The sequence below is a fragment of the Bifidobacterium sp. LH_426 genome (assembly GCF_056356875.1).
The window spans coordinates 361,337-385,334 of the sequence record NZ_JBKEVB010000001.1 but is presented as its reverse complement, the minus strand read 5'-3'; the positions used below and the strand labels follow the sequence as shown (position 1 = coordinate 385,334).

The 23,998-nt window shown below is 62.2% G+C and carries 23 protein-coding genes; 8 read left to right on the top strand and 15 right to left on the bottom strand.

Annotation, left to right across the window (positions count from 1 at the left end):
- Nucleotides 1-40 precede the first annotated feature (40 nt).
- The 11 genes from AC1AYD_RS01620 to AC1AYD_RS01570 all read right to left on the bottom strand — a co-directional run bounded on the left by AC1AYD_RS01620 (nt 41) and on the right by AC1AYD_RS01570 (nt 9,892).
- On the bottom strand, nt 41-1,540 hold the full coding sequence (locus AC1AYD_RS01620; protein WP_476544555.1) for a hypothetical protein: 1,500 nt from the start codon (nt 1,538-1,540) through the stop codon (nt 41-43).
- Nucleotides 1,533-2,681: a hypothetical protein gene (locus tag AC1AYD_RS01615; protein WP_476501786.1), complete on the bottom strand. Its 1,149-nt coding sequence runs from the start codon at nt 2,679-2,681 to the stop codon at nt 1,533-1,535. The genes AC1AYD_RS01620 and AC1AYD_RS01615 overlap by 8 nt, the downstream gene beginning before the upstream one ends.
- A 538-nt stretch (nt 2,682-3,219) precedes the next feature.
- Nucleotides 3,220-3,783: a helix-turn-helix transcriptional regulator gene (locus tag AC1AYD_RS01610; protein WP_476501787.1), complete on the bottom strand. Its 564-nt coding sequence runs from the start codon at nt 3,781-3,783 to the stop codon at nt 3,220-3,222.
- Between the two features lie 137 nt (nt 3,784-3,920).
- Nucleotides 3,921-4,964, bottom strand: a complete 1,044-nt coding sequence (locus AC1AYD_RS01605) for a zinc-dependent alcohol dehydrogenase family protein (RefSeq protein ID WP_476501788.1) — start codon at nt 4,962-4,964, stop codon at nt 3,921-3,923.
- A 143-nt stretch (nt 4,965-5,107) separates the two neighbouring features.
- Nucleotides 5,108-5,791, bottom strand: coding sequence for an HAD family hydrolase (locus tag AC1AYD_RS01600; protein WP_476501789.1), 684 nt, complete (start codon nt 5,789-5,791; stop codon nt 5,108-5,110).
- A 15-nt stretch (nt 5,792-5,806) separates the two neighbouring features.
- Nucleotides 5,807-6,109 (bottom strand): hypothetical protein, encoded by a 303-nt coding sequence (locus AC1AYD_RS01595; protein ID WP_476501790.1) that lies wholly within the window; start codon nt 6,107-6,109, stop codon nt 5,807-5,809.
- A 62-nt stretch (nt 6,110-6,171) separates the two neighbouring features.
- Entirely contained in the window at nt 6,172-6,657 is a 486-nt protein-coding gene (gene dtd / locus AC1AYD_RS01590; RefSeq protein ID WP_476501791.1) for a D-aminoacyl-tRNA deacylase, read from the bottom strand.
- A gap of 166 nt (nt 6,658-6,823) precedes the next feature.
- Nucleotides 6,824-7,678 carry a transporter substrate-binding domain-containing protein gene (locus tag AC1AYD_RS01585; RefSeq protein ID WP_476501792.1) on the bottom strand — a complete coding sequence of 285 codons (855 nt, stop codon included), beginning with the start codon at nt 7,676-7,678 and terminating at the stop codon, nt 6,824-6,826.
- Nucleotides 7,679-7,739: 61 nt separating this feature from the next.
- Complete coding sequence (locus AC1AYD_RS01580; protein ID WP_476501793.1) at nt 7,740-8,525, bottom strand: amino acid ABC transporter ATP-binding protein; 786 nt, start codon at nt 8,523-8,525, stop codon at nt 7,740-7,742.
- Nucleotides 8,518-9,252 carry an amino acid ABC transporter permease gene (locus AC1AYD_RS01575; protein WP_476501794.1) on the bottom strand — a complete coding sequence of 245 codons (735 nt, stop codon included), beginning with the start codon at nt 9,250-9,252 and terminating at the stop codon, nt 8,518-8,520. The genes AC1AYD_RS01580 and AC1AYD_RS01575 overlap by 8 nt, the downstream gene beginning before the upstream one ends.
- Entirely contained in the window at nt 9,230-9,892 is a 663-nt protein-coding gene (locus AC1AYD_RS01570; RefSeq protein WP_476501795.1) for an amino acid ABC transporter permease, read from the bottom strand. Before AC1AYD_RS01570 ends, AC1AYD_RS01575 begins: the two co-directional genes overlap by 23 nt.
- A gap of 452 nt (nt 9,893-10,344) precedes the next feature.
- Between AC1AYD_RS01570 and ychF the strand changes: the two genes are divergently transcribed.
- Nucleotides 10,345-11,439 carry a redox-regulated ATPase YchF gene (ychF, locus tag AC1AYD_RS01565; RefSeq protein WP_476501796.1) on the top strand — a complete coding sequence of 365 codons (1,095 nt, stop codon included), beginning with the start codon at nt 10,345-10,347 and terminating at the stop codon, nt 11,437-11,439.
- A 375-nt stretch (nt 11,440-11,814) separates the two neighbouring features.
- Nucleotides 11,815-12,561 (top strand): N-acyl homoserine lactonase family protein, encoded by a 747-nt coding sequence (locus AC1AYD_RS01560; protein WP_476501797.1) that lies wholly within the window; start codon nt 11,815-11,817, stop codon nt 12,559-12,561.
- Between the two features lie 11 nt (nt 12,562-12,572).
- On the opposite strand, the gene AC1AYD_RS01555 is transcribed toward AC1AYD_RS01560, so the two are convergent.
- The 3 genes from AC1AYD_RS01555 to AC1AYD_RS01545 all read right to left on the bottom strand — a co-directional run bounded on the left by AC1AYD_RS01555 (nt 12,573) and on the right by AC1AYD_RS01545 (nt 16,876).
- On the bottom strand, nt 12,573-13,229 hold the full coding sequence (locus AC1AYD_RS01555) for a hypothetical protein (protein ID WP_163196203.1): 657 nt from the start codon (nt 13,227-13,229) through the stop codon (nt 12,573-12,575).
- Nucleotides 13,230-13,575: 346 nt separating this feature from the next.
- Nucleotides 13,576-15,390 (bottom strand): CocE/NonD family hydrolase, encoded by a 1,815-nt coding sequence (locus AC1AYD_RS01550; RefSeq protein ID WP_476501798.1) that lies wholly within the window; start codon nt 15,388-15,390, stop codon nt 13,576-13,578.
- A gap of 91 nt (nt 15,391-15,481) precedes the next feature.
- Complete coding sequence (locus AC1AYD_RS01545; protein ID WP_476501799.1) at nt 15,482-16,876, bottom strand: DHA2 family efflux MFS transporter permease subunit; 1,395 nt, start codon at nt 16,874-16,876, stop codon at nt 15,482-15,484.
- 214 nt (nt 16,877-17,090) lie between these two features.
- Here AC1AYD_RS01545 and AC1AYD_RS01540 point away from each other — a divergent pair, with 214 nt between their 5' ends.
- A complete protein-coding gene (locus AC1AYD_RS01540; RefSeq protein ID WP_476501800.1) occupies nt 17,091-17,621 on the top strand; it encodes a TetR/AcrR family transcriptional regulator in 531 nt (176 codons plus the stop codon).
- A gap of 262 nt (nt 17,622-17,883) precedes the next feature.
- Here the strand turns inward: AC1AYD_RS01540 and AC1AYD_RS01535 are convergent, their stop codons facing one another.
- A complete protein-coding gene (locus AC1AYD_RS01535) occupies nt 17,884-18,915 on the bottom strand; it encodes an AraC family transcriptional regulator (protein ID WP_476544554.1) in 1,032 nt (343 codons plus the stop codon).
- A 146-nt stretch (nt 18,916-19,061) separates the two neighbouring features.
- On the opposite strand from AC1AYD_RS01535, the gene AC1AYD_RS01530 reads away from it, so the two are divergent.
- The 5 genes from AC1AYD_RS01530 to AC1AYD_RS01510 all read left to right on the top strand — a co-directional run bounded on the left by AC1AYD_RS01530 (nt 19,062) and on the right by AC1AYD_RS01510 (nt 23,943).
- Complete coding sequence (locus AC1AYD_RS01530; protein ID WP_476501802.1) at nt 19,062-20,285, top strand: MFS transporter; 1,224 nt, start codon at nt 19,062-19,064, stop codon at nt 20,283-20,285.
- A 53-nt stretch (nt 20,286-20,338) separates the two neighbouring features.
- Entirely contained in the window at nt 20,339-21,427 is a 1,089-nt protein-coding gene (locus AC1AYD_RS01525; RefSeq protein ID WP_476501803.1) for a glycerol dehydrogenase, read from the top strand.
- Nucleotides 21,428-21,904: 477 nt separating this feature from the next.
- Nucleotides 21,905-22,171: a DUF4160 domain-containing protein gene (locus AC1AYD_RS01520; protein ID WP_476501804.1), complete on the top strand. Its 267-nt coding sequence runs from the start codon at nt 21,905-21,907 to the stop codon at nt 22,169-22,171.
- A gap of 15 nt (nt 22,172-22,186) precedes the next feature.
- Nucleotides 22,187-22,498, top strand: coding sequence for a DUF2442 domain-containing protein (locus AC1AYD_RS01515; RefSeq protein WP_476501805.1), 312 nt, complete (start codon nt 22,187-22,189; stop codon nt 22,496-22,498).
- Between the two features lie 182 nt (nt 22,499-22,680).
- Nucleotides 22,681-23,943, top strand: a complete 1,263-nt coding sequence (locus AC1AYD_RS01510; RefSeq protein ID WP_476501806.1) for a HipA family kinase — start codon at nt 22,681-22,683, stop codon at nt 23,941-23,943.
- Nucleotides 23,944-23,998 lie beyond the last annotated feature (55 nt).

Below are 23,998 nucleotides of genomic sequence, written 5' to 3'. Positions count from 1 at the left end.
CGTGTCTCCTTGTATCGTTCCGCATCGCTCTTCCCTGACATCACATCAGGAAGAAGTCGTCGATCTCCGATTCGTCGTGCAGGATCTCCTCCTCGGATACGCCCGTGGCCCTCGCCAGCTCGATTGATCCCTCGAACCGCAGCCGCACGTTCACGTCAAGGTCGAACGCGTAGCGCTGCAGGTCGCCGAGCTTTCGGTATTCGGCCATCAGTCGTCGCAGAGCGCGGGCGTGACGCTCGTCGAGGTCGGCGATGAACGAGTCCATCCGCGCCTGATAGTCGTCCAGCAGCGCGCGCTCGCGTCTGTTCAGCACGTCCTTGCCGAGCCGAAGCGCGGTCGAGACCGCGATCGATCCGATCAGGGCGCCTACGACCGGAACGGGGATGACCGCCTGCCCGACCGCCGCGCCGACGGCGGCACCGGTCGCGTCGATGGCGTTCATCGTCACGAGGTTGAGGAATCCGTCGTCGTCGATCTCCCCGGATCTGAATCTGATGACCGCGTCAATCAGTCCGAAGGTCCCCGCCGCGATGGCGCCGGCGCTGGGGGCGGACAGCCGGCACACGTTGGTCAGGCCGTACACCGCGTAGCCGGAGACGCCTCCCTTGAGCGCGCCTTCGGCGGTCGTGAGCCCGCACGCCTTCCAGTCGTCGGCGGTGAACTGCCAGATCTCCCTGCCTTCCCTGTGACGTTCGTAGATGAACATGCCGAGGTTCACGCCGCCCTGCATGGCGGCTGCCACGCCGGCGGCCTTATGGGCCTCGCCGAGGTTCGGGCGGGCCTTGTCTTGGGCGGTCGCGCGTCGTTCGTCGGCGTCCTCCCGGATCCGCTCCTTGCGTTCCGCGGCCCTTCGGTCGAGGTTCTCGGCCTCCTGCGCGAACGTCCGGTCGATCGCGCCTTTCTGCACCTGGCCGTAGTCGAGTTTCGACGGACGCATCCACTCGTCCCACGGCACGCCGCGACGTTCGCTCTCGTCTTCGATCAGTCTGCGGATGCTCTCGACCGTGCGGTCGCTCAGCCGCTGGCCGTCGAGGAGCACCTCCTTGTCTCCGTTCATGATGGACCGATACGCCGCCACATGGTCCTTGGAGAACATCATGTCCATCTGCGGGTAGCGTGCGGCGGCCTCGATCTCATGACGCAGGTTCGCATAGAACTTCATCTGCACGGCGCGACCGTCGACCAGCAGATCGGCCGGGCCGTTGTCGTTCAGCAGGACCGTCGACTCGGTCAATCCGTCGAGTGCCCGTCGGGCGTTGGCGATGCCGGTCTCGGCGAATTCGGCGATGAACCCGTGCAACCCTCTGTCGCCGCCGCGGTTCGCGTCGATGACCTGTTCCGCCACGTCCGCCTTGGCGGCATCGATATGGCGCAGCGCCTCGGCGAGCCGGCCGTCCATGACCTTGAGTGAATCGTTCTCCTGCGCCAGGATCTCCCCCAACGACGCCGCCAGCTCGGACAGGCGCATCCGGTTCAGCCAGTCGACGTATGCCGCGATGCCCTGTCCGACGTTGAGGTCGACGATCCTGCGGTCAGTCATCGAGCTTCAGCTCCTTGTTGATGAGCTGCGCGAGGGTCAGCGTCGCGTTGACGAGCAATCCGGCCCGCATCTTCTCGTCCTTGGTGAACCGGCTGTAGTCGGTGCCGGTCACCGCCTTGTTGGCCTGTTCCACCCCGTCGATCTGGGTCCGTGTCGTATCGGCCAGGGCCTTGACCTCGGCGTTCATCCCGTCGAACCGGCGGATCATCTTCTCCACGCCTTGACGCTCGCCGACCAGCTTGTCCGCCGCTTCCTTGTTCTTCTGGCTCGCGAAGATGCCCGAACCCACCGCCGCGGCGCCGGCCACGCCGGCGATGGTCCAGCCCACGGGACCTGCAAGAGCCAGGAGGGCCGTGCCGGCGGACATGCCGCCGCCTCCCGCGGCCAACGCGCCACCGCCGAGCCAGGCCAATGCGGCGCTGTTCGCCGCCGCGCCGGACAGCGCGGAGATCGCGGTCCCGGTCGAGGCGACGCCGAACGTGGTGGCCACGCCCATCGCGGCGGTCGGGCCCATCGTCGCCACCGCCAGTCCCAGGGCGCCGAGTGTGGCGCCGGCTCCCGCACCGCCCTCGGCGGCCTTGGCCTGGTGCTCGGCCTGTCTGATCTCCTGTTCCTTGTTTTCGAAGGTCTCCACTTCGACGGCGATCTTCTTCAGGTCGACGGCGAACTCCTTCGGCGTGTTCGCCAGCTGGTTGATGTGCTGCTCGACGTATTTGACGTGCACGATCGCGAGTCTGCGCAGGTCGTACAGGGCCTTGGTGTTGTCGGACAACTTCTCCGCGGTCTTCTCGTAGCGTTCCACTGTATGGTTGTAGTCGTCCACGGCCTGCTGCCTCAGACGCGAGTTGAACAAATCGACGCTGTCGATGCCGCCTTTGACGCCTTGGGCGAGTTTCTGCGTGTCCTGGGAGGCCTTTCCGGCGGTCTCGCCGATGGCCTTCCCCGCCGCGCCGGCTGCCTTGCCGACGCCATCGCCGAGATTCGCCGCGACCTTCATCGCATCGCCGGCCGCCTTGCCGACCCCGTCGCCGACGGACTTCGCCGCCTGACCTACCTGATTCCCCGCGTCCTGTGCGATCTTCCCCGCTTTGCCGGCAAGATCGCCGATTCCTTTGCCGAGATTGCCGAATAGATTGGCCATCGTCTGGTTTCCTTTCCTCGTCGTCGTTGCCGTGTCTTCCATCCTATCGGCCGGGTCGGCCGTCCGTAGGACCGCCACGACATGTCCCGGATCTTCTCGCCGCCGATTCAGTCGACGACTGAGGGATGCCGCCCATCCGGTCGTAATGATGGATGAGCGGCGTGATCTCGTCTTCCCGGCGGAATCCACACCTCCCATAAAAAGCCATTTTAATGACATAACGCTAATTTGATTACATTTCCACATTGGATTACATTGAAAAGGGCGCACAATGGCATGTCATGCGCACGGGAAGGAAAGGCAACCATGAGCGAACGTTGGAGAACCGCCATTACGGTCGGTTTGACAGTGACGGTCGCCGGGCTCACCGCATCCGTCATCACCATGCTGTTGCTGGAGCGGAATCACCGGGCCTGACGGCACGGCACGACCCGTCGGACCGGCTCATCGCCCATCTCCAAGCGATGACGCACCGGCAGGACGGCCAGTAATCGCGAACGTACCTCGGCTTATTGAGGAAATACGAGGAGACGGCGTTTCAGCGTTTGCCGAGACCGCCGTCGGGGAACATGAGGAACGTGAGCGCGCCCGCCGCGGCGCCGCTGGCGAGCGCGCCGGTCACGACGGTGAGGATGCGCATGGCGGCACCGGGCGTCACGTGCACGTTCTTCGCCGCGGCACGTGACGTCGTCGCGTCGCCGGATGCGATGCGCGAGCGCGCCGCGTCCGGCGACGGCGCGCGTCCGGCGTTGTCCGGAATGTCGTCGCCGTCCGTCGTTTTGTCATTGACCGTCGTCTCGCCGTTCGTCGCGTCATCGCCGTCCGCCTCGCCGCGCAGCGGCTCGTCGACGAGCGTGGTGATGACGCGGGCGAGGTCGCGGTTGTCGTGTTCGGCGATCTCCGCGTTGAACACGGTGCGCAGGGCGAGGTATTGGAGTTTGCTCATCGGCGTTTTGCCGGTCTCGAGGTTGGAGACGGTCTGTCTGGCCACGCCGAGTTCGTCGGCGAGCTCCTGCGTGGTCCATCCGGCGACCTTGCGTATGATCGACAGGTTCTCCTGGAACTTGCCGATCCATCGGCGTTCGATTTCGGGTACCGCCATGACGTGTTCTCCTTCCGCGCTGCCACCCATCATACGCAATGGCCGCGTGCCGCCCCGGTTCGGTGGGGCGGCACGCGGCCATTCGCGTTTCGGTCGGCTCCGGCCGTGGCGTTCGGGTCGGCCGGGACTTTGGCGCGTCAGAAGCGGATGAGCGACTTGATGACCTTGCGCTGGTCCATCGCCTCGTACGCCTCCTGGATGTGGTCGAGGTCGTAGACGCCGGTGAACACGCGGCCGGGGTCGATCCCGTGGTTCACGACCGCGTCGAGCAGACCGGACTCGAGGTCGTAGTGGCGCACGGGCGCAGGGCCGCCCTTGATGCCGATGTTGCCGTAGAACGTGCCTTCGGCGCTGATCTCGACGTCGTGCGGGAGGCCGACGCGGCCGATGACGGCGCCGCGGCGGGCGAGGCCGATGGCCGTGTCGAACGACTGCTTGGAGCCGACGCATTCGAGCACCGCGTCCGCGCCGTAGCCGCCGGTCATCGAGAGCACCTTGTCGACGGCGGCCTGGTCGCGTTCGGCGACGACGTCGGTCGCGCCGAATTCGCGGGCGAGGGCGGCGCGGTCCTCGTGGCGGCTCATCGCGATGATGCGCGTCGCGCCGAGCATCCTCGCGGAGAGGACGCCGCACAGGCCGACGGCGCCGTCGCCCATGACGACGGCCGTGTCGCCGGGCTTGACCTCGGCGGAGACGGCGGCATGATAGCCGGTGGACATCACGTCGGCGATGGTCAGGAGCGAGGCGAGCGTCTCGTCGTCATAGTCCTCCGGGGAGCCGGGGACCTTGACGCACGTGCCGTCCGCTTCGGGCACGCGCACGTATTCGGCCTGGCTGGCGCCGAAGTAGCCGCCGTGCGGGCACACGGACTCGAAGCCGGCCTCGCACACCGGGCATTTGCCGCAGCTGTACGGGAACGGCAGCACGACGAAGTCGCCGGGCGCGACGGTCGTGACGGACGCGCCCACCTGTTCGACCACGCCGATCGCCTCATGGCCGATCTGGCTGTTTTCGGGATGCGGGGAGAGCCCGCGGAAATACCACAGGTCGGAGCCGCACACGCAGGCGCGCACCACGCGCACCAGGGCGTCCGTGTCCTGTTCGACGCGCGCCTTCGGCACCTCGCGCACGGCCATCTCGCCGGGCTTCACGAAGATCGCGGCCTTCATCGTCTCGCTCATGATCGTCTCCTTCATCATCATCGTCGTTCGATTCGCGACTTCACATCGTGTCGACGGCTCCCACCGTACGCACCTGAAGCGCTTGAAGGGCAAGCCGCGACACGCCGTCGCGGGCTCCTCGCCGGATCGGCCGGATCGGCCGATCATTTCACCCGCGTGATGGCGTCCCCCTTGACCATGAACCCCTTGCGCGCCATGTCGATCATCGGCTGGTCGAACGCGCTGTCCGTGTAGAACTCGTCGATGACGGCGTCCGCGCCCAGCACCTCGCGCAGACGCTTCGGCTTGTTCGTGTTGAAGTTGAGGTACGTGACCTCGAAGGTCGCGGGGTCGATGGTGGAGGCGATGAGACGCCTGACGCCGAGTCTGCGGCACGCCTCCCCCACGGTCACGTCGAACGAGGCGGTGAGGATCACGTCATCGGGCCGCGGCTCGTACCACGGCTTGATCTTGCGCATGTTGCGGTCCCAGAACGCGCTGACCAGCGACCTCAGTCCGCCGGTCAGGTCGTCGGCGCCGACCACCGAGGCGTCGGCGGCGAGGATGTCGTTGCCGAGCCCGGCCTTCGCCGCGTCGTTCAGGGCGCTCACGCGCAACGCGTCGACGCCCTTCGACGTGGACAGGTCGTGGAGGTATTTGCGCGCCACATCGCCCACGCCACGCTCCATCTGCTCGAGCGTGGCACGCCCCAGCTTGTATTTGGCGGCGTAGCGCAGCACGGGGGCGAGATGGCGGAACACCTTCACGTCGTAGCGTGCGCTGAACAGGTAGAGGTCGAACAGGCTCTCCCCGTCGTAGATGGTCCCATCGAAATCGAAGACCCGCATGCGCTTCCCCTCACCTCACCGGCCGAGACCGGTCGTCACCTGCTGCTCGACGCGGTCGTACGCCTGGGAGAGCAGCATGTTGCCGGGCACGGTGGTCAGCAGGAACGCGAGCACGGCGGCGATGACCGACGCGATGATGCCTTTGATGAGCCTGACGACGATCCTGAAGACCACGTAGGCGATGGCCGCGCCGATGGCGACGGTCAGGCACGTGCGCACCTCGGCGGGCAGGCTCCCGTACCACACGGCGATGCGGTCGAAGACGGACAGGTCGAGACCGTTGAGGTCGACGTCGGTCAGGTCGATGGCTGGGAACATGGGTTTCCTTTCGAATGTCTGATGGATGGCGTGGACGGACCGGGCGGTCCGGACGCGGCCGGTCACGCCTTGTGCGGCATGTCCGTCTCGGTGTCGATGACGATGGTGACCGGCCCGTCGTTGACGAGGCCGACGCGCATGTGCGCGCCGAAACGGCCCTCGCGCACCGGAACGCCGCCGGAACGCAGCGCCTCGTTGAAGCGGATCCACATGAGGTCCGCGTGTTCGGGCCTGCCGGCCTTGATGAAGCTGGGACGGTTTCCCTTGTGCACGTCCGCGTAGAGGGTGAACTGGGAGATGGACAGGATCGCGCCGCCGACGTCCTGGATGGAGCGGTTCATCTTGCCATGTTCGTCCTCGAAGACGCGCAGATTCAATACCTTATGGGCGAGCCAGGCGATCTCGGCGTCGCCGTCCGCGTCGGACACGCCGACGAGGATCATGTAGCCGTGGCCGATCTGCTGCGGCTCGAACGTGGGGTCGACGGTCCCGAGCTCGTTGACCACGTCGACGCTCGCCTGGGAGACTTTCTGGATGACGATTCGCATGCCCCCGATTATGCCACGTGTTTGTTCGCCGGAACCTTGCGACGGGCTGGGAGCCGGTCGGCGTGGACGGCCTTGCGGATATGCGAAAGGCGGAAGGCCCGGTCTCGGACCGGAGCCTTCCGCCTTGTTCATGCGATCTTCGACGCCGATGCGTCACTCAATCGCGTCACTTGATGATGACGTCCTCGGGCTTGATGTCGGAGGTGAAGCTCGGGGCGAGCTCGCTCTCGTACGCCTTCTCGAAGAAGCCGTCGTCGGTGAGGGTCTTGATCTCCTTGTTGGTCCAGTCGAGCAGGCTCTTGTTGCCCTTCTTCACGGCCGGCGCGATCGTGGACTCGTCGCCCAGGGTCTTGATGCCGACGGTGTAGCCCGGGTTGTCCTTGGCCCACGCGTACAGGTACGTGTTGTCGTCGGCGAGGGCGGCGACGCGGCCGTCCTTGAACGCCTGGAACTGCTGGGTCTTGGAGTCGAACTTCTGCAGGTTCACGTCCGGGTAGTTCTGGGTGAAGTAGGTCTCGGCGGTCGTGCCCTTGGTCACGGCCAGGTCCTTGCCCTTGAGGTCGTCGGCGCTGGTGATCTTCGCGCTCGTCGGGGAGACGACGCCGATGGAGACCTTCATGTACGGGCTGGCGAAGTCGACGACCTGCTTGCGCTCGTCGGTGACGGTAAAGTTGGCGAGCACGAGGTCGACCTTGTCGGACTTCAGGGAGTCGACGCGGCCGTCCGCGTTGACCTGCACCCACTCGACCTTCACGCCCAGGTCCTTGGCGACCTGGTTGCCGAGCGCCACGTCGTAGCCGGCGCGGGTGCCGTCGTTCTTCACGTAGCCGTACGGCGGCAGGTCGCCGAACGTGGCGATGCGGATCTTGCCGGCCTTCTTGATCTGCTCGACGGTCTGGCCCTGCTGGCCGGACGCGGACGAACCGCCGGCCGCCGGGTCGGGGCCGTTGCCGCACGCGGCGACGGAGATCAGCGTGGCCGCGGCGAGCACGCCGGCGGCGATCTTCTTCAGGTTGAACATGATGGTTCTCCTCTCTCTTGGATTGATGACAGGTTGGAAGTATCGGGGGTGTCGGCGCTCGTCACTCGTCGCCGACGGGCGACATGCTGTCGAGGAAGTTCCTCGCGCGGTCGGTCTCCGGGTTGGTGAAGAAGTCGGCACCGGACTGGCGTTCGAGAATCACGCCGTTCTCGAGGAACATGACGGTGTCCGCCACGCGGCGGGCGAACTCCATCTCATGCGTGACGACGATCATCGTCATATGGCGCTTGGCGAGGCGCAGCATGAGCTCGAGGACCTCGCGCACCATCTCCGGGTCAAGCGAAGCGGTGACCTCGTCGAACAGCATGAGCTCGGGGTTCATGGCGAGCGCGCGCACGATGGCGATGCGCTGCTTCTGGCCTCCGGACAGTTCGCGCGGGTACGCGTTCTTGTATTCGGACAGCTGCACGTCCGCGAGGAGCTTGTCCATCTGCTCGTCGACCTCGGCCTTGGGGCGCTTCTGCACCTTGGTGGGGCCGAGCTCGATGTTCTTCGCGACCGTGAGGTTCGGGAACAGGTCGTAGCTCTGGAACACCATGCCGATCTCGTTGCGCAGGCGACGCCACGCCTTCTCGTTGTTGTTCGGCACGACCTCGCCCTTGAAGCGGATCTCGCCGCCCTGGATGGTCTCCAGACCGTTGAGGCAGCGGATCAGCGTGGACTTGCCGGAACCGGACGGGCCGAGCAGGACGAGCACCTGGCCGCGCTTCACGTCGAAGCTCACGTCCTTGAGCACCTCATAGTCGCCGTAGGATTTGCGCAGATGGCGCACGGACAGCAGCGGCTCCTCGCCCGTGGCGGTGGTTTCGTTGTCGGCTTCAGCCATTGTTACGCTCCTTGGCTCGCTTCTCCAGGACCTTGGCGATCATCGCCAGCGGCCAGCAGATGATGAAATACAGGAAGAAGATGAATCCGTACACCCAGAAGGCGGCGTCCGGATGGGTCATGCGGTTCGCCTCCATGATCTGCTGGCCGACGGTGATCACGTCGATGACGCTGATGAGCAGCAGCAGCGACGTGGTCATGATGACGCGGGCGGCCAGGTTGATGGTGGCGGGCACCATAAGGTTGATGGACTGCGGGATGCGCACGTACCACAGGATCTGCAGCCCGTTCATGCCGAGCGCCTTGCCCGCGTCGACCTGGTGGTCGGACACGGAGATGAGGGCGCCGCGCACGATGTCGCTGATCTCCGCCGCCACCCACAGGCCGAAGGCGACCACGGCGACGGTCACGCCGTCCACCTGCACGCCGAGTTCGCGCGGCAGGATGTAGTAGGACAGGAACAGGATGACCAGCGTGGGCACGATGCGGAAGAACTCGAGGTAGAGGCGCAGGACGGCGCGCAGGACCGGGTTGTGCAGGATGCGCAGCGCGCCGAGCACGATGCCCAGCGGGATGCCGACGAGGAGCGCGAGGCCCGCCACCGTCACCGAGGTGCCGAGGCCGGACAGCAGTCGCGTGAGGTTGTCCCCCGTGAAGATGACGCTCGCACCGGAGGCCGCGGTGACGTACGCGGCGCCCGCGGCGTCAGTTATCGCCAAAGGTTCCACGACGGACCCTCCTTTCGATGAGCGTGAGGATGACGGACAGCGGGATCAGGATGATCGCGTAGGCGACGACCAGCATGAGCAGGTACTCGTCGCTGCGGTAGTACATGCCGATCAGGTCGCGCGCCGTGTTGGTGAGCTCCGGCACGGCGATCACCGTGAACACGGACGTCTCCTTGACCATGAAGATCACGTTCGCGGCGACGGCGGGCACGCTGCGCGTCAGTCCCTGCGGGAGGGTGACGTGGCGGATCATCTGCAGCGGCGACAGGCCGAGGGCGCGCGCCGATTCGTTCTGCACGCGCGGAATGCCGGTGAAGCCGCCTTCGAACGCGCCGCACATGTAGGCGGATCCCAGGATGGACATGCCGACGACCGCGCAGGTCTCGGCGCTCCACTTGACGCCGATGGACGGCAGTCCGTAGTACAGGAAGAACAGCTGGATGAGCAGCGGGGTGTTGCGGAACAGCTCCTGGAACACGGTGCTGATCTGGGCGAGGACGGGCACGCGGTATTCGCGCAGCAGGGCGAGCACGAGCCCGAGCAGCGTGGCGAGCACGACGCTGACGGCGGAGAGCCTGAGCGTCAGGACGAACGCCTTCTCGAACAATGGAAGCGCCTGTTGGATGACTTCCCAGCTCACTGCCGCCCTCCTTCCCTGGTCTTGGTTTGCATGGATGTCATGGTCATGTGTGGTTCGCTGGTGTGCGATTCTCTCTTGCGGTTCGTTTCTTCTCTTGTCTCGGTTCCGCAGGGCCGATTCATTCGTTACCCATAAGAATAATGGGGAACGAACGCGCCGATTCTACCAAATATGAAACATTTTCAATCATTATCTCACAATCAAAACTATCCCACATACTGTCGGAACAATCACGACAAGCTAGCACGACCTCAGGAAAAGCAATGTTTCCAACGAAAACCGGACGACGAACCGAACATCGCGGCCGACGACGGACATGACGCACTCGACCGTCGTTATGAAGTCTGCTTATACCCCGCTATCGGATAGTCCGAAGTGAATCATGGACACGGCGGCACGGGCGGCGTCTCAGACCTCCCGGCGTTGTCGCTTTCGCCCTTAGACTGGAGGGCATGTCTCTAACTATCGGAATCGTCGGACTGCCGAACGTCGGCAAGTCCACCATGTTCAACGCACTGACCCGCAACAACGTGCTCGCCGAGAACTACCCGTTCGCCACCATCGAGCCGAACACGGGCGTCGTGCCGCTGCCGGACGACCGCCTGCCGGTGCTCGCCAAGCTGGTGCACACGGAGAAGATCGTGCCCGCCACCGTGACGTTCGTCGACATCGCCGGCATCGTCAAGGGCGCCTCCGAAGGCGAGGGCCTCGGCAACAAGTTCCTCGCGAACATCCGCGAGGCCGACGCGATCTGCGAGGTCGTGCGCGCCTTCGAGGACGACGACATCGTCCACGTCAACGGCAAGGTAGATCCGGCCGACGACATCGACACCATCAACACCGAGCTGATCCTCGCCGACCTGCAGACCATCGAGAACGCGCTGCCCAAGCTGGAGAAGGACCTCAGGGGCAAGAAGATCGAGCCCGAATACATGGAGGCCGTCAAGCAGGCCAAGACCATCCTCGAAGGCGGCGAGACGCTCGACAAGGCGGCGCGCGAAGGCCGCTTCGACAAGGACTCCGTCTACGACCTGCACCTGATGACCGCCAAACCGTTCATCTACGTGTTCAACGTGGACGACAACGAGCTCGCCAACGACGAGCTCAAGGCGAAGCTCGCCGCGTCCGTCGCCCCCGCGCCCGCCGTGTTCCTCAACGCCCAGTTCGAGGCCGATCTGACCGAGCTCGACGAGGCGGACGCCCGCGAGATGCTCGAGGACGCTGGTCTCAAGGAGTCCGGCCTCGACCAGCTGGCCCGCGTCGGCTTCGACGTGCTCGGCCTGCAGACGTTCCTGACCGCGGGCGAAAAGGAGGTGCGCGCCTGGCAGATCCACAAGGGCTTCACCGCCCCGCAGGCCGCCGGCGTGATCCACACCGACTTCGAAAAGGGCTTCATCAAGGCCGACATCGTCTCCTACGACGACTTCGTCGCCGCCGACGGCTCGATGGCCGTCATCAAGGAGGAGGGCAAGCTCCGCCAGGAAGGTCGCGACTACGTCATGCAGGACGGCGACATCGTCGAGTTCAAGTTCAATGTGAGCAAGTAATCGCGACAGCGATTGCCGCGTAGCGTCGAGGGCCTTGGAATCCAAGCGGTTCCAAGGCCCTCGTCAAATGGGGAGCGCTGGCCGTTGCGGCGTGGTCTGTGTTGGGAACGGTGCATCGCCGGGGTCTGCGCCCGGTGTGACGGACGATTGGATCGGAGAGAAAGCCACAGGTGCCAATCGTGGACATAATCGCGTTTTGTGTAGCGCGAAACGAAGCCTCTCCATCACACGGCGTTCTGTAATGGAGCCATGACCAACAACAGTGCCAACAACTCAGCAATCTCCATTCAGGTTATGGTGGCCGGCCGTGTTCGTGTCTCACCGGATCTGCCTTTCGGCAACGGGTGCGGACTGGTCCGCGGTTCGGGTTTTTTCGTGCCCGCGTCCAAGCGCATATGGCTGCCCGTGTGCGCGTTCCTCGTCACCACGCCGCACGGCCGTATCCTGTTCGACACCGGCTGGGGCCGGGACATGAGCCCGGACGGCGTCTACGACCGTGGGGCGCAGATCCGCTCTCTCGGCTCATGGTCCCTGTACCGGGTCAACCAGGGTGTAGTGGGTACGGGGATGACCGTGCCTGAGCAACTGGCCGCGCAGGGCCTGTCCCCGGCTGATCTCGACGTGGTGGCGATCTCCCATCTCGATTGCGACCACGCGAATGGACTGCGCGGCGTGAGGAACGCCCGGCGCATCATGATATCCAGGGACGAGATGCGGTGCGCCACGCGGTTCCCGAACAGCCTCGTGCGCTTCAATGCCTCGTGGTGGAGGGGAATCGACCTCGACCTGTACGACTGGAACGACCATGAGGGCCCCGCCGGACGATCCTACGACCTGTTCGGCGACCGCAGCGTGCAGCTCATCAACATCCCCGGCCACACCGACGGTCAGGTGGCCATGAAGATCACGGCGCCGTCGGGCCGGTACGTACTGCTGTTCGCCGACGGCGGCTACGCCACGCGATCATGGAGGGACATGGTTACGTCAGGCATCGTCTACGACCGTCACGCGCAGCGCTCCTCGCTCGAATGGATACGCGAGCAGAGCCTGTCGCCGCTATGCGTGCGGTCGATCGCCTGCCACGACACGGCGAATCGTCCCGAGACGATCCTGCTGAGCTGAAACGGCGCACGTCACGGCACGATCAGTGCGTCCAGCGCGCCGAACACCGTGTTGACGATTCCGTCCACTCCCTGCTCGTGTACCTTGGATGGGTCGTGCAGCCAGAACGTGGTGGCCGACACCATCGATGAGGCGACGATCTCCAGAATCAACTCGCGGTTGACGGTGGGACGGCGCGGACCTTCCGCCCGTGACGCCTCACCGCCGTCGGTCATCCGCAGTCTGCATTGCCGCTTGATGGCGTCCTTCCATCGTTCAATGAACCGAACGTCGGGCGCCGAGACGAGCAGCGCGTGGAACGCATCCTCGTTGGCCCGGATGTAGTCCAGCGTGGGCATGAGCGTGACGCGCGCTGCTCCGTGCGCATCCCCGCCATCGGCATCCCTGACGGTCAGCGGCTCGTTCAGCTCCTCGAGGTCCCTCACCAGTCGACGTTCCAACGTCTCGAGCACCTCGCCAACGTGGTGGTAGTGCGCATAGAACGTGCTGCGCGCCACGAACGCTTTCGCGCATAGCGTCTTGACCGATGGCAGCTCGACGCGTCCCGCCGGGCCGGATGGATCGGCGCCTTCGTTGAGCAGATCGATGAGCGCGCGCTCGATGGCAGACTCGACGTCGTCCCGCGGCTTAGACGCAACGGGCGGCGGATCGGCATGTGAGGTCTCCATGTCTCAACTCATATCCGCCATTCCGGACAGGCGACCCCATCGCCGAGGGCGCCAACACCAAGGGTGATAAGGCGTTGTTCATCCGGCGTGCATCCCGACTCGTGGGGTTTCGCGTGGTCTTACTCAGGAATACCGGTACATTGCCATCAGACTCGCTGTCGCGGCGGATGACTGAGATCAATGCGTGGAAACGAGCGACTGTTGCAGAAGGGCAAGCCGGTCGAGTTCAAGTTCTCCCCAACGTCTAAGAAGTGATTGCTTCATAGCGCAAAGGGCCTTGGAATTCCAGTGATTCCAAGGCCCTTGGTTTTCCGTCATGCGGAGCTTTTCAGAGTTTGATCCGATGTCACGGTTTCACGATCGGCATGAGCAGGACGCTGTCGTAGACGCCGCCCGTATGCACGGTGTGCCTGCCCTGATTGACGGTGGGCAGCTGTGCGTCCGGCGCCTCGTCGCTGGCGCGGGCCTCGGCCACCGGACCGCAAGCGTGTCCGCCGATTTCCAGCACCAAGGTCTCTCCTTCATGCAGGAGCATATCGGTCGGCCACAATCCCAGATCGACCTGCACCGGTACGAACGGGGTGACCGGCTGCGGGTTCGTGTAGGTCATGTACGGCTCGGTCGGCGTCGATCGCTTCGTGTCGAGTTCGCGGTGCGATGCGCGCAGTCGGCCGTTGGGGCCAACGTAGATCGGTCCGCCGGGCAGCTGCTTGCCCTTCGGCGTGAGGGCTATCATCATGCGCAGTTTCTTCTCCAAGCCGGGGAAGACCACGTGGTACAGCACTTTGCCCTTCGCATCCTTCTTGTACAGCTGGGCGAACAGATCCATGTCGTCGCCGGCGTCGGTGCTCATCCATAGGCGGGCATTGAGCGGCCCGTGGATTTCCATGTCCCGGGGAATCCGGTATTCGAAACGCGCGACGGCGTTCATGTCACGGCTGACGGCATCGTATTCGGCGCTGGATTCCAGTGCGGCCTGCTGCTCGTTCATGGTGCCGTCCGAGGCGTCCAGGTGCAGTTCCATCGTTTCGGTCCGTACGCAGGGGTAGTCGTCGGCCGTGGAGAACAGGTTGTGTTTGGCCCCCACGTCAAGCCGTGAATAGCGTACGCGCGGCGTCTGCTCCCAGCCGTTGTCGATGCCCTTGAGATAGTGATCGAAGAAGCGACGCAGGTCGTCGCAGTTCTCCCGGGTGTCGAGGTCGCCCCATTCGTGGGTGTCGTGGATGCGCAGCCATTTGTCCTTCGATCCGAGTCGTTTGAATCCGGAGAGTGTGCTGCGGGTGTGGATCGGATGCGTCCAGCTGGCCACCACATAGGCGGGGACGGTGACGTGTTCGAGATCGGGGATCTTGTCGGTCCAGTAGTCGTCCACGAGCGGGTGCTGTTCGAGCATGCCGGTCACATCCTCGAATCGGCTCTGCCCGTACAGGAATCCGACGATGTCGATGTCGTGGAACGTGCCGTTGGGGATGCCGCCACGGCACACCACGTCGCGGTATTCGTCGGTGAGGCCCTCCCACGGGGCGATCGCGGCCAGATGGGCCGGTTTGGCGGCTGCGGCGGCCCATTGGATCATGGCGAGCTGTGAATTGCCCATCATGCATACCTTGCCGGTGCACCAGTCCTGGCTCGCGATGTATTCGATGGTGTCATGCACGTCCCGTCCGGCCTGGGTGCCCATGAAGTACATGTCGCCGCCGGAGTGACCGATGCCCCGCTCGTCCACCACGCAGATCGCATATCCATACCTGCACCAGTATGCCGGATCTGGCGATTCGAAGCGTTGCAGACCGGATACCTGATCCTTGGGGAACCCGGTGCTGGTCACATCGTAGTTGGCGTTGAACGGGCCTCCGCGCTTGCTGTAGGGCGAATAGACGAGAATGACCGGGGTGCGGGTGTCGCCCTGCCTGCGCCATAGGTCACCGTAGATGACCGTGCCGTCGCGCAGCTCGATCGGGATGTCCTCCAGACATTCGATGTCAATCGGCAGCTTCATGGCTCCCTTGGCGTTGACGCTCCCCTCCCGGTAGAGGACGGTTCGCGTCTCCAATGGAGGAATCGGAGGTTTGGCCTGATTCAGTGGGTTCGCCGGTTTGAACAGGATGTCGCTTCCGTTGATGTCAAGCAACGGTGCGTTGCTGTTGGTGGTATCGGTCATGGTGTTCCTTTCTGTGATGGGATTTGTAATGGAGGACAGCTGATGTGATTCGGTTGGCGTGTGTCCTTTTGGACGACTGTCCGAATATTTCCTATTCGACGATGGTGTCGGTTTCGCGGTCACGGATGAAGATCGCGATGAATGCCGCCAGCGCCAGCAGAATCGCCGCGGCGGCGATGAACGCGATTTTGTCGCCGTAGTATGCCGCTTCGAGTTCCGTGGCCGTGGGCGCGATCACGGAGGATAGCGCGGAGAACGATATGATCAGCGCGACCATGAAGGAATTGCTGATCTGGTTTGAGGTCTGGGCGGCGGCATTCGCATGACGCACGAGAGCATTGCTCAACGAATTGATGCCCCATGTGTTGCAGGGCGTGATGATCAACTGCACGCCTACCGAGCACAGGGCGTAGGCGATGGCGACGACCGGCATGCTGGTGTCCATCGGCATCGTGGCAAGCAGTGCGATGCCGGCGAGGGTGCACATACTGCCTGCCCGAGCCGGGACATGCACGCCGAACCGGTCGTACAGTTTGCCGGATACCAGTGCCATCGCCGCGCTGAGCAGAGCGCCGGGCAACACGACGAGTCCGCTCATCACGGCGGATTCGCCTCTGACGATCTGAACGAACAGGGGCAGCACGGTGCCGATGCCGAGATACACGCCCTGCGTGAGTGCGATGACGGCGACGGAACTGGAAAACCTGCGGGAACGGAATACGCGCATGTCAAGCATGGGCTGCTCAAGCCTGAACTGGCGAACGACGAACAACGCGATGAGAACGGCGCCGATCACGATGAGGAAGATGATGACGGCGGTATTGTCGGCCGATGCGAACGTCGACAAGCCGTACAGTATGCACAGCAGTCCGATTGACGACAATGCCACGGACAAGGCGTCGAACGGCGTCCGAGTGGCCGTCTCCTTGGTCTCAAGCACCACCATTGCGACGCAGAGAATGATGATGCCGAGTACGCCGACGATAAGGAACAGCGCATGCCAGCCGACGGAATCGATCAACAGACCGGACACCGTCGGACCGATCGCCGGCGCGAATCCCACCAATAAGCCGATCAGACCCATGGCCGTCCCGCGTCGTTCGCGAGGGAAGATGAGTACGATCTCGGTCATCACCATGGGCAGCAGAATTCCGGTACATGCCGCCTGGCAGACGCGGCCGACGAGCAGGACTGCGAAATTCGGCCCCCACGCGGCCAGCAGGCTTCCTGCGGAGAATATGCCCATCGCGGCGACGAACAGGCGCTTGGTCGAAAAACGTCCGAGCAGGTATGCCGACAGTGGGATGATCAACGCTTCGACCAGCGAATACGCGCTCGACAGCCACTGAGCCGTGGTCGCGTCGATGCTGAAGTCCTCCATGATGGACGGCAACGCCGGAGACAGAAACGACAGGTCGAGAATGGCGAGCACCGTGCCCGTCAACAGTACGATGACCGTAATGCGTTGTTTTCGGGTCAATCCCATAGGAACAGGTTCCTTTCCGTCGAAGGTCCGGCGCTGATTTCGGCCGTACCGCTGCAATTTGACCGTGGTTGGTTATTGGTCTAATGTCTATTTAGCGACCAAAGTTGTATATCTTCAACCGACGGAAATCGTCGCAGGGAGCATATGCGACCGATGGACGAAAATGTCGCTTATCGACACCGCCCACATGGATACGAAAACGAAGGGACCGCGCATGGCGGAGGATCTACGTATTGTCAAAACCCGAAAGGCGATCCGTGAGGCCTTCCTGGCATTGCGACGCACCCAACCGCTGGAGCGGGTCAGGGTGCGCGACATCTGCGCGGAGGCCCTGATCAACAAGTCGACGTTCTATCATCACTACACCGACGTGTTCGACCTGTCGGACCAACTTGAGGACATGGTCCTTGATGAATGCTTCGAGGCGTTTCCGTACAAGGACAAGCTGCTCACCGACCCTTTGATCTTCCTCGGAAACGTGCCGGCGGCCATGAACACGAGAAAAGACGCCATAGACATACTGTTTCGCGGCAGACAGGACGTGCTGTACGACAAGATAGAACGACATCTGCGGCAGTTCTATCTGACGGAAGACACCACCGAGGAAGAGGACATCCTCCTCACCTTCGTCATCGGAGGGGCGATGTACGCCATGCGCGCGCTCGCGGCCGAAGGGCCGTACAGCAGGGAATCCGTCACCGAGGTCTCGGCCCGCATCATCGGCAGGCTCGTGCAACGGGAGTGAGGCCCGCCTGTCGGCGGCCGACGCAAGTCTCTCCGTCCCGAACTGCTACCGAACATGATTGGTTTTCTGCCACAGTGAGGCGAAAAGGTCGAGTTCAAGTTCAATGTGAGCAAGTAATCGCGACAGCGATTGCCGCGTAGCGTCGAGGGCCTTGGAATTCCCGTGATTCCAAGGCCCTTATTTGTGTATTTGTATGTTGAGGTTGGCTTTGCTGCCGTTCGCTGCGAATGGCGGAGCAGTTGCCGGCCACTGCTCTGCGTCCTCATGTTGCCAGCTCTCGATCTCGCCACTGGCGTGGGGTGGCGTCCATGTGCCGTCGGAACACATAACTGAAATAGGCGGGTGACGAGAAGCCGCATGCCTGTGAAATCTCCTTGATGGACATGGTTCCCTCGGACAGCAACTCGCGGGCCTTGCCAAGGCGATAGTCGGTCAGGTAGTCGATCGGCGTCTGTCCGGCATATGTGCGGAACAGTTCGCAGCAAACGCGACGGCCGACCATACCGGCTCGCGCGATGTCGTCAAGGGTGATCTTTTGTGATGCGTTGGCGCGGATGAAGGCCATCATAAGCAGGAAAGATCTGAACTCAGGCCCCGGATTGTTTGCCGCGGCATGTGCCGATGAAGGAGTTGGATATTCCGAGGTCCTTTGGTCCACCGTCTTGGGTTCGGCGGCAATGGTTCCTTCGTTGATTCTTTCCAACGCCAGAAAGCACAAGTGCGCAGACTGGGCGACTGCCGGCAGTACCGTCAGCGCATCGCCTGTCTCCTGTTGCCTTTCGCACCGGGACAACAGTCGCTCGAGCTCGTCGATGCCGAACAGCAATGTGCGGTCCCGTTCGCAGGTTGAGTCGAGTACGACGTAATCAGGATTGTCGTCGCCCATGCGCTTCAGCATGGCGGCCGCCATCGGCGCGTACATCGCGCCTAGCAGTGATGCGTCGATCACCGCCGAGACGAATCCGGCATCGTCGCCGTCGTCGCATACCAGATAGTGCATGCGACGCGAGTTGATGAAGATGCCTTCGCCTGCATGCAACGGAATGAGCGCGCCGTTGACGAATACGCGTGGATGGCCGTTGAGAACATGGATGAATTCCAGGTCGCGATGCCAATGGCACGCCATGCGGAAGCCATAGCGACGCATGTCGTCACGTCTCGCGTACATCGGCAATCCCGGCAGATTGTAGTGCGGAGTTTCCGAAAGATCGGAGAAAATGGTCAGAGGATTGGAACTCTTCGGAAAGGTCTGATCAATCGTTCGCTTGGCAGTCATTGTTGTCACGATTTCCATAGTAATGGAAACTATAGTGATGGTTCGTCTCGTATCTCATCAAGTTTGTATCGCTATCATAACAGTAGTTTCTAGGTGAGTGATGTGAACATATCGATAGTCATGTTCACCTTATTTCGATAGTTAATCATGCCATTCAGGAAAGGATGCTCATAGTGGATGCCACGAGGACGCGAAGTGGATCCCGGTTCTTCACGGTGCCGGTCGTCACGCTTATCGCATTGGCGTTTTTGCTGGGACTGAGCGAGTTCATCGTGGTTGGCGTCATGCAGCCGATTGCTTCGGACATTCGCGTTTCGTTGGCGGCCATCGGTTCATTGGTCTCCGCCTTCGCGCTCGTATACGCGCCGATGACTCCAATCGGAGCGGCCGTATCCGCGAAATTCAATCGTTTCCATGCCTTGATGGCGATGACGGGCATCTTCTTGGCCGGCAATGTCCTGTGCGCCTTTGCCCTGAATTATCCAATGCTGCTGGTGGGGCGCATCGTCATCGCCGCGGTGAGCGGACCGCTCGTGGCCGTGCCCATGACGTTCGCACCGGATCTGGTCGGCGCATCTGATCGGCCCCGGTTCATGTCCTGGATCTTCTCCGGCATCTCCATCGCCGCGGTCTTCGGCGTGCCGATCGGTACATTCATCGCACAACGGTTCGGCTGGCGATGGTCATTCCATCTGATCAATCTGCTGACCGTGATGGTCATCATATCGATGCTGCGCTGCCTGCCACGCGCCTCATATACAACCGGAGCCACGCGTTTCCTACCACAATTCCGTCTCTTTACCGACGTGCGGGTCTGGTACGGCATGCTTGCGGTCGTTTTTGGGGCGGCGGCGACGTATTCCTTTTACACATATCTTTCCCCCATCCTCACCGAGGAAATCGGCGTCCCCGAGCGGTACCTGAGTCTTGCGTTGACCGCGATCGGTCTTGCGGCGTTGTGGTCCAATTTGTACAGCGGCAAGTTGGCGGCTCGTGGCACCGGCTCGCAGCCGATCATCGGTCTGATCCCGCTGTACCTGTTGCAGGCTGTCTGCCTGGCCGTGCTGCCGTTCGCAAGTATGGTTCCGGCGCTCGGGGCCGTGGATCTGCTCGCACTGGCCTGTCTCATGTACCTGCAGAATTCGCCGTCGCAGGTACTGCATACCGCCATCGCTGTCGAGCGGTTCCCCTCGTCCATGACATTGGCCTCTTCGATGAACGCTATGGCATTCAACATCGGCATAACCTTGGGGTCCACCATCAGCGGACTGGCCATGACGCATCTGGGACTGCGTTGGCTCGGCCTCTTCGGCGCGGTGCTGGCACTGGGTTCGGTCGGCGTGCTGATGCTGCTCAAGCGCGCGGAATCACGCGGCGTCGCATGCTAACTTCGACTGCTGTTTCAACAACACTCAACCCAACAATGAAGTAAGGAGTAACCATGAGAACAGTGCTGTGCTCGCCCGGCAGCTACATCCAACAGGAGGGTGCTCTGGGCTCGCTCGCCTCGGAATACGTGGAACTCGGTTCAGCAGGCGCGTATCTGATCGTCGACCCGTTCATCGACCGGATGTACCACGATCGAATCACTTCGAGTTTCGATGCCTCGAACACTCCATATCATTACGAGGCGTTCGACGGTGAATGCTCGATGACCGAGGTCCACCGTCATCAGAAACTGCTGGACAAATGCGATGTGGTGCTCGGTATCGGCGGCGGCAAGTCGCTCGACACGGCCAAGGCCGTGGCGCATTTCGCCGAGCTGCCGGTCATCATCGTGCCGACGGCCGCGTCTTCGGACGCGCCATGCTCGCGGCTTTCGGTGTTGTACACCGACGAGGGACAATTCGACCGGTACCTGCCATTGCCCAAGAATCCGGACAAGGTGATCATGGACACGGACGTCATCGCCAAGGCGCCTGCCAGACTCCTGACGGCCGGTTTCGGTGACGCCTACGCCACCTATTTCGAAGCTCTTGCCTGCATCAAATCGAACGCGGTCACCATGGCCGGTGGCCATGCCACCAACGCCGCCGAAGCGATGGCGCGCCTGTGCCACGATCTGCTCATCGCCGACGGCGTGAAGGCCTTGGCGTCAGCGCGTAAGGGTCTGCGCACGCGCGCCTTGGAACAGGTGGTCGAGGCGAACACGCTGCTCAGCGGCATTGGTTTCGAGTCGAGCGGACTGGCGGCGGCGCACGCCGTGCATAACGGCCTGACCGCGCTGGAAGGCACGCATACATATCTGCACGGAGAAAAAGTAGCATACGGCACTCTCGCGCAGTTCGTACTGGAGGATCGGCCGATGACAGACTTCGAGGAGGCGTTCGGCTTCTTCCGAGCGGTCGGTTTACCAACCACCTTGGCCGACATCGGCATCGCAGATGCTACGGACGCCGACCTTCTGCGCGTGGGCAAACTGGCCTGCTCACCGGACGACACGATGGGCAACATGCCGTTCGAGGTCACTCCGTCCGACGTGGCCACCGCCCTGCGTGCAGTGGACTCGCTCGACGCCGTAGTCGGATAGTGGGACTTGTCCGTATGAACGGCCTGTTGCTGGAGAAACAGCCTGATGTCGTATAGCGACATCGTCGAGTTCAAGTTCTCCCCAGCGGCTAAGAAGTGAGTGTTCCATAGTGTCGATGGCCTTGGAATCCCAGTGATTCCAAGGCCCTCGACTGTACTGCAGATAGCTATTGTCGTATGGGGGGGATCGCGTCGTGATGGACTCGGTGCATTGCATACCTGATTGGGGGCGGATATGACAGGTTACGTATTATGTCTGTATAGGGCTCCACTGCTCTAAGGCTTTCGCAGACTTCATCGGCGCCTCCGAAAATGGAAGAGCCTTCCGGATTGCGCGCTGTAAGGAGGCGTGGAAGGCTGCTGTTAACAATGAGTCAACCATCTGGTCCTGACCGGGGATGATGACAATGGCCTTATTGTGGGAATATACTCGAGCCAGACCCTTTCTTCATGTGAGATGTTGGATTGGAGGTGCGGTATGCCGGAGTTGAGTCGGTTCTTCGGGATCATCGTTCGCATGATGTATCAGGATGAGAGCGAGCATCACAAGCCGCACGTCCATGTGTACTACGGCGACTTTAAGGCGTCCATCGCCATCGATGGCGAACTGTTGGCTGGTTCTCTTCCCGCCAAGCAATACAAACTAGTGGTGGCATGGCTCGTGTTACATGAGGATGAGCTGTACAAGGCTTGGAACGAGGCTGTGTCCGGACGTCCGTTCGACCGTATCAAGCCGCTTTCGTGAGGAGAGGAGCCCGTCATGTTTGAAGTGAACGGCATTCTGTATGCGGATGAACCCGCTCGGGAACTGGAGGTCCGGTCGGCACGCGTCACGGATGACCATGTCATGTTGGTGACGTTCTCCACGGGTGAGACGCGTCTATGCGATTTTACTGAGATGTATGAAGATGTTCCCGTTTTCGCCCCGCTGCGGGATGAAAAGACGTTCGAGGACTTCCGAATCGATCGTGGCATCCTGACGTGGTGTGATGGAGACATCGACATCTCTCCCACATATTTGTACGAGCACTCATATGAATACGCCATTCACGGCGAACTGGTTTCGGCCTGATGCCGTATAGCGACTTCGTCGAGTTCAAGTTCTCCCCAACGTCTAAGAAGTGATTGCCGGGTAGCGCTGAGGGCCTTGGAATTCCAGCGATTCCAAGGCCCTCGTCTATACTGTATTCAGTCGTCGCCGCACCAGATCGTGTTGAGATGGGTTTGGTGTGTATCTGATCGGGAGGAGCGAATATGACCAGTTACATGTTGCGTCTGTATGACGTTCCGCTGCTCCAGTTCGATGCTTCGTATGGTGCGGGCCTGTTGGCGGGCAAGGTCGAGGCCCGTATCCGTTGGTTCGACGAGTCGAAGCGGACGCTGCTCCCGTTCCCGTTGGCTCCGGAACCGGATGACGCGAAGCTCACTACTTGGCTGGAGCGACGGACCATTCCGAAGAACCGTGAGTTCGCGGCCCAGATTCTCGCGCAGGCCGGGTTGAACATCGCGGATACGCTGGGCATCATCGACCTGTGCAAGGGACTGTCGGTCAACGATTCGTTCTGGGTCGAGCGGGATGATGAGGATCTGAAGTTCGCAGATATCAATCTGTATGACAATCCGTTGGATGAGACGCTCGCCATCGTGGCGTATACGGGGTACACGTCGAGTGAGAAGCATGCGATCGGTCTGTCGAGCGAGTGGACGACGGACGGGCAGTTCCCGAAGGCGTGGCGGCATACGGGAAGCGGTCTGGAATTATGGAAGGCCGGTTCCGAGGGTTATGCGAACGCCGGGTTGGAACCGTATTCCGAGTATCTTGCCTCGCAGCTGGCACGCAAGATCGGCGTGAACGCGGTAGATTACCGTATCGCCCGTTGGAAAGGCAAACTAGCATCGGTGTGCCCTTCCATGAACTCGAAGGATGTGTCGTTCGTGCCGTTCTACGCGGCCACACAGCTCGCCTCGTTCCCTGAGGTTCTCGCCGCCGCCCGTGCCGTGTCTGTGGAGTCGTTCGAGGCGATGCGCACGATGCTGGTGTTTGACGCGCTCATCGTCAACCAGGACCGGCACGCCAACAACCATGGCTTCCTGCGCGATAACTCCACCGGTCGTATCCTCGGCCCGGCACCTTTGTTCGACCACAACATGTCACTGTTCAAGAACGATATGCGCTCCGATTGGGAACGTGGCGCGTGGACGCCGAAAGTGTTGGAGGAACGTCAGCCGTCGAACTCGCGCATGACGTTCCGCAATCAGTGCGAGTCCATCATGGGAGTGGCACAGCATGAGATGCTGCGCAAAGCATTGAACGTCACTTTGGAGAACGATTCGGCATACCCGCTTGAGGACGGCCGCATCGAAGCATTGAACGAGTACCTGCACGCCGCGGCCCGAACGCTGCTTGACATCCCCGTGGTGGACGAGTCGAAGCTCGCCACCCAGCTCGACGCGTTGCAGCCCGCCATCGAACATGCGCCCGTGATTCGCAATAACAGTCTGCTTGAGGAAGAATAATCGGTCGAGTTCAAGTTCCCCCCAACGTCTAAGAAGTGATTGCTTCATAGCGTCG